12 protein-coding genes, 1 tRNA gene and 1 pseudogene are annotated in these 15,400 nt (G+C 35.3%); 7 read left to right on the forward strand and 7 right to left on the reverse strand.

Going from position 1 to position 15,400, the window contains the following annotated elements; translation table 11 throughout:
• Positions 1 to 345: 345 nt before the first annotated feature.
• From BO15_RS0111600 to BO15_RS0111610, 3 genes are all read right to left on the reverse strand, one after another.
• Positions 346 to 864 (reverse strand): GNAT family N-acetyltransferase, encoded by a 519-nt coding sequence (locus BO15_RS0111600; protein ID WP_052169910.1) that lies wholly within the window; start codon positions 862 to 864, stop codon positions 346 to 348.
• 205 nt (positions 865 to 1,069) lie between these two features.
• The gene (locus BO15_RS0111605; protein WP_033154455.1) at positions 1,070 to 2,392 is read right to left on the reverse strand and encodes a hypothetical protein; all 1,323 of its coding nucleotides are present in this window, start codon (positions 2,390 to 2,392) and stop codon (positions 1,070 to 1,072) included.
• A 316-nt stretch (positions 2,393 to 2,708) separates the two neighbouring features.
• Entirely contained in the window at positions 2,709 to 2,906 is a 198-nt protein-coding gene (locus tag BO15_RS0111610; protein WP_033154456.1) for a hypothetical protein, read from the reverse strand.
• Positions 2,907 to 3,900: 994 nt separating this feature from the next.
• On the opposite strand from BO15_RS0111610, the gene BO15_RS0111615 reads away from it, so the two are divergent.
• The 7 genes and pseudogenes from BO15_RS0111615 (at position 3,901) to BO15_RS0111650 (ending at position 10,920) form a co-directional block, all read left to right on the forward strand.
• Positions 3,901 to 4,452, forward strand: coding sequence for a replication/maintenance protein RepL (locus BO15_RS0111615; protein WP_033154457.1), 552 nt, complete (start codon positions 3,901 to 3,903; stop codon positions 4,450 to 4,452).
• Between the two features lie 145 nt (positions 4,453 to 4,597).
• Positions 4,598 to 5,257, forward strand: coding sequence for a hypothetical protein (locus tag BO15_RS0111620; protein ID WP_033154458.1), 660 nt, complete (start codon positions 4,598 to 4,600; stop codon positions 5,255 to 5,257).
• 220 nt (positions 5,258 to 5,477) lie between these two features.
• Positions 5,478 to 6,224 carry a hypothetical protein gene (locus BO15_RS0111625; protein ID WP_033154459.1) on the forward strand — a complete coding sequence of 249 codons (747 nt, stop codon included), beginning with the start codon at positions 5,478 to 5,480 and terminating at the stop codon, positions 6,222 to 6,224.
• Between the two features lie 232 nt (positions 6,225 to 6,456).
• Positions 6,457 to 6,861: a hypothetical protein gene (locus tag BO15_RS0111630; RefSeq protein ID WP_033154460.1), complete on the forward strand. Its 405-nt coding sequence runs from the start codon at positions 6,457 to 6,459 to the stop codon at positions 6,859 to 6,861.
• 467 nt (positions 6,862 to 7,328) lie between these two features.
• A pseudogene (mobV, locus tag BO15_RS13845) lies at positions 7,329 to 7,991 on the forward strand (MobV family relaxase).
• A complete protein-coding gene (locus tag BO15_RS0111645; protein ID WP_033154463.1) occupies positions 7,991 to 9,442 on the forward strand; it encodes a type IV secretory system conjugative DNA transfer family protein in 1,452 nt (483 codons plus the stop codon). Before mobV ends, BO15_RS0111645 begins: the two are co-directional and overlap by 1 nt.
• Before the next feature lie 155 nt (positions 9,443 to 9,597).
• The gene (locus BO15_RS0111650) at positions 9,598 to 10,920 is read left to right on the forward strand and encodes a tyrosine-type recombinase/integrase (protein WP_033154464.1); all 1,323 of its coding nucleotides are present in this window, start codon (positions 9,598 to 9,600) and stop codon (positions 10,918 to 10,920) included.
• Positions 10,921 to 11,014: 94 nt separating this feature from the next.
• Here BO15_RS0111650 and BO15_RS0111655 read toward each other — a convergent pair.
• From BO15_RS0111655 to BO15_RS0111670, 4 genes are all read right to left on the reverse strand, one after another.
• Positions 11,015 to 11,099 (reverse strand) — tRNA-Leu (locus BO15_RS0111655).
• 131 nt (positions 11,100 to 11,230) lie between these two features.
• On the reverse strand, positions 11,231 to 12,079 hold the full coding sequence (locus tag BO15_RS0111660) for a GDSL-type esterase/lipase family protein (RefSeq protein ID WP_052169911.1): 849 nt from the start codon (positions 12,077 to 12,079) through the stop codon (positions 11,231 to 11,233).
• A gap of 8 nt (positions 12,080 to 12,087) precedes the next feature.
• Complete coding sequence (locus BO15_RS0111665) at positions 12,088 to 13,452, reverse strand: MBOAT family O-acyltransferase (RefSeq protein ID WP_033154465.1); 1,365 nt, start codon at positions 13,450 to 13,452, stop codon at positions 12,088 to 12,090.
• Between the two features lie 66 nt (positions 13,453 to 13,518).
• The gene (locus tag BO15_RS0111670; RefSeq protein WP_033154466.1) at positions 13,519 to 15,330 is read right to left on the reverse strand and encodes a carboxylesterase/lipase family protein; all 1,812 of its coding nucleotides are present in this window, start codon (positions 15,328 to 15,330) and stop codon (positions 13,519 to 13,521) included.
• Positions 15,331 to 15,400 lie beyond the last annotated feature (70 nt).

Genomic DNA, 15,400 nt, shown 5'->3' on the forward strand with positions numbered 1-15,400 from the left:
CAAAAAATCCAAATCCTACGGTTGATATTCTAAAACTATAATTTCAACCGTAGAAAAATATGAATTTCAACCCCTAGTGTGTATTATCTTGCTAAAATGATTGAAATATTATTAATTTTATTAGACTAATCACTAAATATGAGGACATACCCAAAGAGCACTAAGCATAATTCTTTCGAACCTAGTCAAATTCTACGGTTCAAAATGCGTTTTTTGAATATAACACGTAGGTTTTCTCTTTTGCCATTAAAAGTTATGCCACACCACCTTCGAAGTTACTAAATCGTTATTTCTATCTGATTTCCCTCTATAGCAATGATGCAGCAATAATCCATATCCATATAATCATCCAAGTTGCAATTCAAATATTCCACCATCAAAATAAATATCTTTTCCCTCTGAATCTTTATAAAAAGATACTTTCTCAGCTCCTACCTGCTTAAAACCTACCGAGTTTAATAATCTGATTGATGGTATATTTTTTATTGCCGTTCCCGCTACTAATCTACTAGCACCAATATCGCGCAGATAAGCAATTACACCTAAAACACTTTCCTTTGCATAGCCCTGTCCATGATATTTTGAATGAAAACAATATCCTATTTCATAAGCATCAACGCATCGATTACAGGAAATGTATCCAATAATTTCGTCTTGTAAACAGACTGCAAAGAAAATGTGATTATAATATTCTGCTTCGCGCCCCCATCTTGCAATTCTATTGGTAACAGATAAATCATCAAGTTCTTTTATATTATCATACTGAGCATATGGCGAAACGGCCTCATCTTCCCATATTCTCTGAATTGCTTTCCAATCCTCTTTCTTTACTCGTCTTAATAATAAACGCTTTGTCTTAATCATGTGTTGTACCTATAAACTAGAATTAATTGATTCTATCTCAGTAAATGACCAAACATACATCCCAAAATCAAAAAAATACGCTTGAGTTGCATAGGTTACTACAAAGCATACTATATTATCCTCAATATTCCAAATATGACTTGTATTTTTAAAGTCAAAAAAGCAGCAGGACACATTAAGTGTCACTGCTGCAATCACCTGCAATTTATAACAGCTCTGCCTCTTTTTCTAATTCTGCTTTAGCTTGTTCTTCCTTAGCCGCCTCAGTTTCCTCTTTAACGCGTTCTACCATATCATCAATATCAGCATCAACTCTTGCCAAGAGTTTTTCCCATTCCTCATCAGTCATTTTACGCCAATCGCCATCTTCATCGTCCTTCTCATGGATTTTCTTATAGCTCTCAATGAGCATTTCCAAAATATCTTTTGAACCAAGTATTTCACCTGTTGATTCACGCTTATAAGAGATATCCGATTCCGAAATTGCTTCAACCCAATTGAATTTTTTCGTAGCTACCTGCTCAACAGAATCAAACTCAAACACTCCGCTTGGGTCCATATATCTATTCACCGTGTTCCAGCTTGGAAAATTACTCTTTGCTATGCCTTTTCCAATAGAATCGGCGTACTGGCAATATGCAAACATTTCAATCGCCGTTGCACTTCTTGGATCTACTTCTGAGATATTTACATCGAAAGTCTCGCCTCCACTTGCTTCCGACATCTTCACTCTAACAATAACATCATCTGAGTCTGGATTAATAATCTGAGTTGCGGTCATTCCAAAGGCAGATCCTGGTGACAATACAAATCCAAATCCCAAATCCTTTGTCTGAAGCTCAGCTGGTTCTTCCACAACAGTATCAAGACTTACGTTGAACTTCTCCATGGTTACTCCCATAAGTGTTTCCATCAACTTATTGATATGTGGCATGAAGTTTTCTAAGGAAAGATTTCCCATTCCAGCCTTTTCATACTTTCCCATTTCACTAGAGAAAACAGTAAGATAATCCATACTCTCGAAAATATCATTTACCTCAAAATCTCCCACAAACTTCATTGTCTCATCAGCAAGATTCTCAGTTTCACGAATATATGAGCATAAAGCAGCAAATTCTGTAAAATCTGCATCTGTTGGGTCAACATTATAAGGATCTATCTCTTTTTCAAATGGTTTTCCATCCTTATCTGTACCGATGGCTGTGTACTTTCTATCATCACCATTAACATCTATTCTGATTTCAAACTGTTGCATCACGCCCTGGTAAGAAAATGCTGCAATGCCACCTTCACCTGTAGTTGTTCGCAACTCACTATTCATCACTGTTGCAGATACAATGCGAGTGTAGCTATTTCCCTTATTTTTTCCTCCATCTGTTAGTTCCTGGGTATTCAATTGTTCATCTGACGTTGTTTTCAAAGCATTTTCGAAGCTTGTATCTCTATTTGCAAAATTTGAAAAATAAAGATAACTACTTGAAATGCTACTCTGAAATAGATAATTGCTTTCTGCTAAATATTCTGCCATAAAACTCCTTTCTGCAGCTCATCTGTCAGTCAAAGCTGCTCCGCTTTCCAGAAAGGTCCAAGCGGGTTGTTGATGACTAAAAAAAGCACCTATCTCAACTTCATTCCGTTGAAATAAGCGCTTCCCTAGCCTAGTAAAAATTCTTACGTATTGATATCGAGACTAATATCCTAATTATTAATGGACATATTTAACAAATATGTAGGATATTTATTTAATATAATGCTATAAATGCCTTGATTTCTTTTCCCTGCTCTAACATATCAGTCGAAATATCAATTCCATATAAGTCAGATTTTGTATCAATTTGTTGTAATTACAAAATAAGATTTTGAGGATTATCAGCAACTAATTCAATGTATCCACATTTAGGACACACATAGCAAGAAACCGAACTATTTTTTTCTGTTGCAAATAGTCCTTCTCTCTTAGTTGTTACGTATACTCCAGTACCAACTACATCTCCTTTTAATTTTGCTTTCAACATCTCCGCTTTACATTTCATGCATTCCATACTTATGTCCCTCCGTAAGATTGCGATTTATTGTATTCTTTATAGAAAAGGATACAACATTATCCTCAAAAATCCAAATATGACTTGTAATTATTTAATTTTCTTTTCAGCTTGCGGAAGGCGGGGTGAGGTGGAAAAGAAAGAGTAACCAGTTGATTGGTTATATATGTATTAGAGAAGAATAAAAAAAAGAGCAACCAATCAATTGGTTACTCTTTCTAAATATGCGGAAGGCGGGACTTGAAGGCGCAACTACATAAGAAAAGCCTATAAAATCAAGGAGAAAAGCATGTCGGCAATGCTAGTTGTCCTTTTGGTTGCCCCTTCAATAATCGATTGCATTTTATTTTGAAAAAATATAAAATATCTTTTGTCATTAGGATTTTGACAGTGAAAATCCACCCAGTTGACTATTTAGAAATAGTTGATATAATGAACATAGGCAAAGAAATGAGATAAGAGTTTCAACAATGAAGCAAAAAAAGCTAGGAGCGGCAACTCCTAGCTTTTTTCTATGCCGTTTTGGTCAAGGTGGCTTATACCTTAGGCTCATTGCCATTATCGTCGCCGTCGAACCATTTGCAAATATAATAGGCTGTTATACTTGCCATAACGGAAACTAGAAATGAAATAAGAATTTCCAATGAGGCACCCCCTTTCTGATGCCTAGTCTAGGGGTGGCAACGTTCACAATTATATCATAAAAAACGACATTTACTATCTCATATTTTTCAATATCAAAAATACATTATGAAATCTCATAATATTCTAAATCCCAACCAACCTTATAAATACAACATTTAGAGTGTTTTTCACTCATTCGTACTCTTATCTATATAGTATAAAAGTCAGTTAAGTTTAAGAATGATTCCGTAAAAAAAATATTGGAAATGGAGCTTTATTTTTACTTTTTATATTTTCCAACCATATTAAAACTGAAGCGCTTCTATAAACAAAAATTAAGCTACATGATACATGGAAAGGAAATATAAATATGATAGCAAGAAAAAGAACCAAAACTAAATATAAGCAGGTTGGAACACAAGAATATATAAATAAGGATACAGGTGAACTAGTCTCACTAAAAGTAGAATCCACAGAACGCAGAGATTTCAATTTTCATAAAATTTGGCTTGCTCAATTAACTGACTCTATGGAAGGAATATTTAATCAGAAAACGAAAGTCGCTTTTTGGATATTAAATCATTTAAATCGAGAAAATCAGCTTATATATACACAAAACCAAATTGCTTCAAAGGTCAATGTCAGTATCCAAACTGTAAATTTGACATTTAAAGAAATGATGCAAGCAGACTTAATAAGGAAAGCTAATGGAGCTTACATAGTTAATCCAGACATTGTATTTAAAGGAACAATTAATGCCCGTGAAAAAGTATGGCTCAACTATGTCGAAGGAGAAGCATACAACTCAGCAGAAAAAGCTAGAGATGATAAAACCCGACTCTCGACTTTACAAAAGCAAATCGAAAAGCTGAAACGACAAGAGGAAACTCTTAAAGCATCAATCCAGAAAGCAGCTACCTAGGCACTGTTTCTAAAAACATAAATCCTTTATTTACAAGGGTTTGATGTGATAATTTTAAAAAGCAATGTCCGGCTTAACATACAACTCTATGGATGATAGTATACCTATATCGACGTCGAAGATTAAAAACAAAGGAGGTCAGAAAATGACTGATAAATATTTAAAAAACATGTTCACAGAATTGAGTGAACAAGACCGTTTATTCGTAGAAGGAGTAATAATAGCTACCGCATCTTTAAATCAAGAGACATTTGGAGAGGCACTGCTGAAACTGTTTAAAGAAGTAACACTTCCAAAAGATGTTGACGCAGAGAAAATCTGCTGGAAGCTATATAGCTCCCAAATCAATAGTATTGAAGCGCTGAGACAGTTCTTCGGCGTAACGAGCTCTAGATTTAGTCTCAATAATCAATATCCTAACTATGCACTAGAAGCTGTCGAACTACTCCGAAAACTATCGGTGAATAAAGAATGTTCATTTAGAACAGAAAATCAAAAAATTGAATTCGCATCAGCAATAACAAGCATGCAGCTACATCTCCAATCCGATGAGATAGAACCTTCACTTAGTGGTGTATTTAAAAGAATTGAAGATACATTAAACATGTATAATTCTTTTGAAGTGGAAACATTACTAGCATCTATTATTTGTCACTGGGATGTTGTGGTACAATATCCTGAAACACTAGATATCACTTGTTTAATATGCAATATCCTGCAAGATACGCATACAGAGACACCTCGTGATACTGCAGAAACAGCATGGCTAATAAAAAGCCTTGCTGCCAACTGGGGGAATCAGTAAAAGGAACATCAAAAAAGAGGTTTAATCAAAAGCACTGTCGACAAAAAGGACAGTGCTTTTTCTTGATATTGACACATCCCTAATAATGTTATATAATACGTCAGTTTTGAGATATTACTGTTAACTTGTAACGTATTAGGTTTTCGCGAAACGCGAAAACCCTCAAAAAATAGAACACCGCTAATTTAATTAAAAAGAAAGAAATAAGGAGGAAAAATCAATGAAGAGATTGATTAAATCCATTGTTATATTTACATTTGTTATGGTTGCAGGACTTACATTAGGTACTGCAGAGGTTAGAGCTGAAGAGGATGGCGCATACTTCGATGGTTATGCTGTTCATATTCAAGGTGATGGTCGTTCTAATGATGAACTAACAGCAGCGTATGAGGCTGCTTGTTCAGAACTAGCAGCACAATATGAAGCTGAGGAAAAGGCTTCACAAAGTACATCTTCATCATCTTCATCATCTTCTGCTACAAATCAGAAGACCTCATCTGCACCTAAGTATACAGATGCAGAAATTGAGGCTGCTTGGGTAGAGTCTAGCAGAACTGAGGCTACTTGTGCCAAGGATGGTGTTATTACATACAAGAACTCACTTACAGGTAAGACAAAAACTGAAGCTATTCCAGCTACAGGTGAGCACTCATATGCGTTATCTGAGCATGTAGATTCTACATGTGTCAATAATGGATACGATACTTATACTTGCAGTACATGTGGAGACGTATATTCAGATGAATTACCTCTTGCAGAGCACGTAAAATCAGATGCAAAGGTAACTAAAATGGCTTCTTCATTTTCAGAGGGAGAACGCAAAATTTATTGTTCTGTATGCGACGATTTAATAACAACTGAGGTAATACCTCAAACTTGCCCTATTCCATTAGCAGTTGTACTAGCATTTGGAGCAGGTGCAGTTGTCTTTATCATTGGCGCTCTTTCGCTTATCAGAAAGAATTAATACTAATGTAAAAATAAAAGGGAAACAAAATAACTTTGGCACAACAGATTTAACTCTGTTGTGCCATTTTTATTGTCAAAAAGTCCAAATAAACATCTATAAAAATATATCTTAAATAACATCTTATTTTTTTTATTCAAAAAAATTTCCCATATTAAATATGTACCGACTTAGGTGCCGGTGATGTCAATGCTTTACGCGAAACCAATAATTATCTATGGAGGATATTATATTGAAGAAAAGACAAGAAATAATCCAAACGTTTAAAGTAAAACGTACACGAAAAAGACCAGAGGTCTTGTATTACTACAACGGCTGTTGGATAGTGCCAAGCGGTGGTAATGCTGACCCATATTCAATTTCAGTTATTAAAGCTGAGGGCAATAATGAAATTGAAGCACATTTCCTGCCTAAAGACCATTTGGTCGTAATTAATGAAAAAAGATTTAAATACGATTCTAACCTTTCAGCAATGCTAGATGTATTATTGGATTTTTCAAAGAGTAACGATTTTTCGGCAATACAAATAGCGGGGGTTTTTACGGAAGAAGCTGTAACAGACCTAAATAACTACGGATTTTCTGTTTGCTATGCAACATCTCTAGGAGAATATGTTTGCTGCTATTTATGGCTGTAGCGCTTCAAGGGAGGAATAGTTCCACGCGCAACAATAAGCGTGGAACGTAAAGGAAGGAACGTCCTTTGCTAGTTCTGAGAAATTATTCGAGGAACTAGTGGCTGTGGTAGTGAAGATCATTTTATTTACAAAAGTAAATAAAATATCTGAACGTAGGAGGACGCAGTCGCTCCTATGGCAGCTGGTCGTATGCGAACAGATGACAGCCGGTTGAGCTTGCAAGGCTCGCATGGTACCGAAGCTTGCGAGAGAATACCAATAATTTTCTACGAAAATTTTGGTATACCATGTAAAACCAAATGAAGCTTTATTATTTTGCATTGGAAGCAACATTGAGATTGAGCAAGAAAAAAATTATCCAGTGGATGATTTTTGACCATTGCGAAACGCTAATGTTACGACCTTTGCAAAATTATATTGAGCTGAAATGAAGGTTTTGAAAATATAAAGAAAGGAATAAATAAAAAATGCATATTGCCAAATATAAAATAACCGCTTGCGGACATATCACTAGACACTTTGAACGAAGTGCCAACAACTATAGTAATAAAAATATTGACCCTTCAAGAACACATTTGAATTATAATCTTGCCCCCAAAAGAGATTGCACTCAAATGCAATACATAAGAGATGCACTAGAAGAAATTCCTCATTTGAAAAGGAAAGACCTTGTAGTAATGGCAGGATTAATATTGACTGTTCCAAAAAATTTAGATGCTAAGCATCACGATGCCTTCTTTAGGAATTCATACAACTTCTTAATGAAAAGATTCTGTGGTGATTTTGAAAATCCTTAAAATGGAGTCATATCTTGTTATGTTCATTTGGACGAAAAAACACCACATATGCACTTTGCGTTCTTACCAGTAATGAATAAAACACTGAAAAATGGGGAGACCGAGTTAAGATTCAATAGTAGAGATTTAATTAACAGACAGCAACTTTCGACATTACATCAAGACCTTGAAAAATATCTTAACGATGAATGCGGTTTACGTTGTAAAATACTCAATGGTGCAACCAAAAGAAACGCATATGGAAGAGCCCTAACAGTAAAAGAACTCAAACAACTGTCTCCTAGTAGGGAGTATACACGAGAATATGGTAGAGCAATCGGAGGTAGATGGTAATGTTAGACTTTGTAAAATATATACATGAATATGCCATTGATAATCCGTCATTAGCCCTCTTAATCGTAATTGCGTTGGTAATATATCTTTATAGTGAACTATATTTATCAAAGCAAGGAAAACCCGGTCAAAACAAACGCTCAAATCCTTTGTATAAGGAATTGAAAGTAGCTGATAAAAACGAGGCTAGTGGAATAATCTTTGGATTAATGCCAAAAGGTTCTAAGAAAAGTAATAAGGTCTTATATTCCCCTAGTGAGGCGTCGGGACATTGTCTTGTCGTTGGGGGAACAGGACTAGGCAAGACTAGCTCGATACTCGTGCCCACAATTAATAGCTGGAATAAAAAAAATCCGAAGAATACATGTTTAGTCATTGATATATCCGGTGACATTAGTAGAGATAGCACCATAGGTAATAGAATCATCTATGAACCAGTTAGACTGAAAGATTCAGATGACAGAACAATAACTGAACGCACTAGAACACCTTATAATATATTTGGGTGTATCGATATACAAAAGACAGTCGAGGAAAAAGAAAAGGCTCTAGCACTGCTTGCACACTTAATAATGCCGGATGACCCAAATGCTAGTGAAGCAGGTGCATATTACAATGAGGAAGGTCGAAAAATGCTGACAGCAAGCCTTACCGCCTTTTACTTTAAAGGCATGGATTTTGTGGAAATTTGTGAAGAAATCGTATCAAGTAGTTGGAGAAATCTCCTCAATAATATAGATAGCACTAGAAATCATACTGCTATCACATTGATTAATTCATTTGAAGGCGTAGATGAGCGCTTTACGTCAAGCGCAAAGCAAGCATGTGATAAAAAACTTTCTCTGTTTGTAACAGATAAAGAAGTAAGAGAATCTATAAGAAGACCTAAAGATGGAGAAATAGCATTTGAACCGTCAGTAATTGAATACAAAAACTGCTTTGTGCGAATACCTGATGAGCAGCTTGAATACTTAGCACCTCTCACACAAATACTAACAGCACAATGTCTTGATTATTTCAAATCCCGTTCACTAAAGGCTGACCACCAAATCCTCCTATGTCTTGATGAGATGGCATCCCTTGGTATCATAGACGTGTTGCCCGGATTGCGTAAGTATCGTAAAAGAAAAGTCTCAATACTATGTTTAACGCAAGGGCTTGTAGATTTGGATTTAACCTACTCAGAAAAAAATAGAAAAGCACAGATGTCAAACTTCCGTTTCAAGGTTATTTTGGACTCAGCTGAACCTGACGAACAAGAATATTGGGCTAGGTTAATTGGTTATGATACGCAAATAAATCTAAGTCAAACAGGTAATAGTGTGACTCAAACAGAAAAACGAGAATATCTTGTAGAACCTAGCGAGTTTGCAAATCTAGGAAATAAACTAATAGTCATATATCCAGGTGGCTACAGAAAACTGTACAAGAACTTCTGGTTCAAACAATAATAAAAGCTCCGCAAGGGGCTTTTTCTATTTTCAACAAACTTTCAAAAATCTTTTCAAATCTGGTGGTAAGATAACTATCGTTGATGAATAAGTACTTATCAAATCATAAAAATGTAGCAATAGCAAAATTAGATTAATATCAAAGGAATAAAAGTATGAACAAGATATTCAAATTTAGTAATGAACTAAGAAGAATGATTAATAATCAAAAAGATTACCAATTAAACCTAGAAAATGAATATAAATGTGGTATCATTTCAGTTGCCGACATGCAAAAAGAAATAGAAATGAGTAAAACAAAAGAACTTGCTCTAAAGCGTAAGCTTGTCGCACAAGTACATATAAAAGCAAATGGAACACCTAAGAGTATTCGTTATGAAGCATCACGAGACCTTTGGGTAACTAAAATTAGTGGAGATATTCGTCTACACGCCAGAACTGAAGAATTATTAATTGATAAGATTCTTGATTATTACGATTGCTATGTCGTAGCTAATACGCTAGAACACATCTTTGAACTGGCAATTGAAACCAAAGAAAAGACAGATAATTGTAGTCCTCTCACTATAAAAAGATTACGTCAGGAATATAATCACTTTATTAGTGATGAATTTGGGAAAAGGGATATTAAATCAATCTCCAAAGATGATTTGAAAGCATACACTAATGAAATGTTAGAACGCTTAAATCCTACTCCAAAAGCTTTCCTAAAATACAAAGGCGTATTAAATCTTATATGGAGATATGCTGTCGAATATGGGTATGTACAAGTAGATATTGTTAAGGGGATATCTAATCAACAGTTTCGCTCTAAATGCGATAATTCAAAGCCAAAAAGCAAAGAGAAAATACTTTCTCGTGATGACATACTAAGAATCCAAAACGAGATATATCGCAGGATGCAATTTGCTCGTTATAATGGATATTTTATCTATGGATTTATGATTCTTTTAGCCATAGAAACTGGTATGCGTGCCGCTGAATTATGTTCACTCAAGTGGGCTGATATATTAGATAACCGTATGATACATATCCATTCTCAGCAACTTTCAAACCGTGAAACTGGTAACAGAATTGTGTACTATGTGCCATGGACTAAAGATGAAAAGGGAATATCTCAAGGAGGAAGATATTATCCCATCACAGACAAGATAGCAAAAATATTATTGAATTTAAAAACTCTTCAAGAAGAAAAACATATAGCTTCAGAATATGTTTTCTGTGACGTAAATGGTGATTGGATTACAGTAGGAGCATACCAAACATGCCTACGAAGATTAATGAGAAGTATGGGATTTTCAATCACTAGAAATCATGCATTTAGAATGAGCTTAAATTCTAATGAGTTTATTCCGAAAGGAATCCCAGTGACAGATAGGGCTCGCCTACTCGGTCACAGTGTGGAAACTAATCTAAGACATTATTCATATGCAAGAATAAATGTAGATGATGAGATTAGAACACTATTAAACGGCTAGGTTGTCCCTAGTTGTCCGAATTATTAAGTGTGCAGACAAAAAAATAAAGCCCAGAAGCATTGAATTTTCAATGTTTCTAGGCTCTACAAACCAATGCGGAAGGCGGGACTTGAACCCGCACGCTCGCAATGAGCACAAGATCCTTAGTCTTGCTCGTCTGCCAGTTCCGACACTTCCGCACATCAGTACTTGTTCCTGACGACTTGATTATAATAGCATCGCATTCCTAAATAGTCAACGCTTTTTTGCAAATTAAAGTGTCTAACTTTAACGTGCTAAATCTGAAAATTCTGCACATTTATTTTGTGTATTATTCCACACCGTGAGAAAGTAAATATTCATGCCATGGTTCATAGCACGCTCCCTTTAAATGAACACCATCTGTTGTGGTCTCCGCATCAAGATTACCTTCCTCGTCATCTACCGCTTCGTTAATATTTAAATAGAAAATGTTTTGCTTATCTTCTAATGATTTAATAGCATCATTTCTGAGATTGATATTAGTATTGTTGTATAGCTCATCTGTTTCATTTTTCTCTTTTGAAACATGCATGATGCTATTAATAAATATATAAGCATTTGGCTCTGCTGCCTGAATCTGGTTGATTACGTCCTGATAGGCTTGCCTGAAATCATTTTCATCTCCTCTTCCAAGCTCGTTTATGCCAACCATTATATATACTTTTGAAAAGTGATTAGTTTCTAAAGCCTCAGCTAAACTAATTTCATCACCATCCTCAGTTTCTATCCATTTATCATCCCTGATGTTATATATAGAGAGGGATTTCTTAGCATAAAAGGTAGCTCTAGCATCAATGTCCTGACAATACTGAGAAAGACCAACCATTCGTGAATCGCCTATAAACAAAGCATCATCAAAATAGCTATCATCTACAGATATATATTTTTTTGTCTTGCTAGACTTTACATTTGTTTTTTTAGTTGCTTTTGTCGACTGCTTTTCTTCATTTACTTCTATTTTTGACCATGGATAGATGCCATTTGATGCAGCCTGCATAACGGCACCTATAGAAGTTGTTTTATAAGGATTTGAATAATACTTCGTATATACGGTACCCCTAAAAACAACTCCAACTACAGCAATCGCAATAGAACTTATAATTGTAAGCAGTAACAATAAAATACTGTTTATTTTCATATCTTCACCTAGAATCTTAAATACATAAATGGATTGCCTGCAGAATTAGACAAACTAAAAATGCTTATCCAAAACATTGCAAATATCACTAAAATCGTAAATACGTTATTTTTATGTTTTTTATAGAAACCTGTTAATGCTGGAATAGTGAAAATAATAGCCAATACTAAATATATCCAATAATCCTCAAGCATGTACAAATAATCATTACTATTAACTGCAACAGAAATATCTATAACTGGGAAAAGTCTTAACATATATAGTCTAAGATACTTCATAGAATGAATAGCAAACACAACCCATGTAATAGGAATGATTACCATAACGTTAATACGCCCTACCACCATAAATAGCTTTTCAAATCTGCTCAGAATAAACTTCTCAATTGTAATAATCAAAAATATTATTCCAGCCCATATCCAGAAATTATATGTTTGACCATGCCAAAGACCAGTCAAAATCCAGACTACTAATAAATTGAAAACAGTACGTATCTTTCCCTTGCGATTTCCTCCCAGAGGAAAATATACGTAATCTCTGAACCACGAACCTAGTGTGCTGTGCCAATTTCTATAAAACTCAGAGATAGACTTTGAAAAATATGGCTGATCAAAGTTTCTAATAAAAGGAAATCCCAACATCACTCCAAGGCCAGCTGCCATAAGTGAATATCCCCAAAAATCAAAATATAACTCAAAAGAGAAAGTGTATGCACCAAGCCACGCTAGAGGCGTTGAAATGCTTTCATATCCGATAGTTTTCATATCATTCCAAAGAACAGAAAGATGATCTGCAATCATCACCTTCATAAACAATCCAATGGCAAAATACTTAAGTCCATCTTCTATTTGCAAAAGAATACTGCAAAAGTTTTCTTTCTTTGTTTTATCATTCTTTTTCCAAAAATCATTTTTTTCAACATAGTCGTATCTGGCAATAGGACCTGATGTAATCTGTGGAAACATAAAGAAATAGTTGGCCATGCTTATTAGCTCAACCTTTTGAATCTTACCTTTATATAAATCTGCCAGGTAAGATATCATTTTGAAAATGTAGTAGCTAACGCCAAGAGGAATAACTATATTTAAACCAAATGAAGATGCTCCCTTGAAAAAGCACAGACATGAACAGTTTATAATAACACCGATTGCAAGTATAACCTTTGATTTTTTCTTGGATAGAAATTTAGCCAGAATATAATTAATCAGTGTAGCCGCTGAAATTACAGCAATATACACCGGCTCATTAATATAGTAAAATCCTATACTTGCAACCAATAAAAGCCATGCACGACAATTGCATGGCAAAATATAATATATAATCAAAAAGATTGGTACCAATCTAAAAATAAAAATCAAATCAAAAAAGGTCATTGTATTCTCCCAAAGTTTCCTTCGTATTTAGTATACAATAACCCTTTTATTTTTTCTTCTATAAATTTAATTAAATGTTGCTTGATATTTATCGATTATTTTATATAGTTCGCTGTTAGGATCTTCTATCATCTTAATATCAGTATCAAGCTGCAGCAACTTTGTCTGATTCTCATCTCTCATCTCCCATTTAGGAAGTCCGTCTCCATTAGGATTTCCAGTCTTGGCAAAATTCACCCAATACTGTTGCATTATATCTGAAAGCGCATAATCCTCTTCCGTATACAATCCTGGATGTCTCCAAAGATTTCCATATGCATATGGCAACTCGCCGGCATGGTAATTTGATAAGGAATCATTGGTCTTTGTAAAGTAATATTCATAGGTAGGAACGCCCTGTTCCACCAAATAGTTATTCCAAAGATAATGTGAATAGCTGAACCAAATTGCTGAATAGCTAATATTTAATGCACCCTTGGCATCTCCCATTGCATCAACAATAAAATGCTGGTCACGCTGTGGTGAATCTGCCGGAACAATCTTTGCCATATCCCCTGCGTAAGACCCCAAATCCTCCGCTAATAACTTCTCATAATTGTCAGCTGTCGCTTTGGTTCCTAGCAAGAAGGCATCTGATTCTTTGGCATTAAATCCATTTAACAGAGCCTTTTCATGGTTTTGCCCCTTTTCATATGTAAGATAAGGCTGTTCTGTAATGGCATAGCCATCGACAGTCATTGCCGATTGGTCAGTTGATGTCTTCACAAGCTCTTCTGCTGGAATATCCCTAAGCTCCTCAGAAGAAGTTACACCAAATTCTTTGCGAACTGCATCTCCTTCTTTTACTGCCTCACTATAATCTCTGAAAGTATGGAAAGGCTTTCTTGCAAGAATACCACTGGACTCCGCAATAGCATAATTAAACAATCCATCTGTAAGAGGTGATACGCACATTGCATTTACGCTAGATGAGCCTGCTGATTCTCCAGCAATTGTGATTTGATTTGGATCTCCACCAAAAGCTTCTATATTGTCATAAACCCACTGAAGAGCAGCTATCTGATCTAGCAGACCATAGTTACCTGTAGTACCGTTAGCCGATTCTTCTTTTAAATCATCAGCTGCATAGTAGCCAAAAACATTTAATCTGTAAGCAAAATTTACGAATATAACACCCCTCTTTGCCAAGTCCTCGCCTCTATACTCCGTATATGAAGACTGACCTGTAGAAAGACTGCCGCCGTGAACATAGAAAATAACAGGCAATGGCTCGTCTGAAGCCTCCTCTGGTGCAAAAACATTAAGATACAGACAATCTTCACTCATAGCCTCAAGATACTCATCACCTAATTGCACTCTATAGTCATGCCAGCCAAGGATGTGTGACAAACTGTCATATAAAGGATTGGTACGGGCTTGCATCGCCATAGGGCCAAATTCATCGCATGCTCTTACACCATCCCAGCTTTCAGCTGGCTGTGGTTCTTTAAAACGAAGCTCACCTACTGGTGCCTTTGCATAAGGAATACCAGCGTATACCTTTACAGAATGATCTTCGTTATATACTCCAGTCAAATCTCCCTGCTGAACAGAAACTACATCTGTCACATCAGGATTCTTATTTGCAACTGCTGGAACATTTTTGTAAGGTGGAGCTGTTAATACATAGTTACATGCCAATATAGCAACAAATACAATCCACATAATGATTGTTGACTTAACATTATACGAATCTCTTTTTATAAGCATTGCCCTTAATACTAGCATTGAGATAGCCGCAAGTATGCCAACCACCCAGCCTAATAATATATTTTTAGACAGCTCCAGCACTGCAATATAAAGAGCCGTCAGTATGATAACAATAATCGAAAATACCATCGTTGTCTCTCCTTAGTTTTATGCAATTTAATTTATCTCAACCCATTATACTAGTTCTAAAAAAATCTTA

Source organism: Pseudobutyrivibrio ruminis HUN009 (genome assembly GCF_000703005.1).
GTDB lineage: Bacteria > Bacillota > Clostridia > Lachnospirales > Lachnospiraceae > Pseudobutyrivibrio > Pseudobutyrivibrio ruminis_A.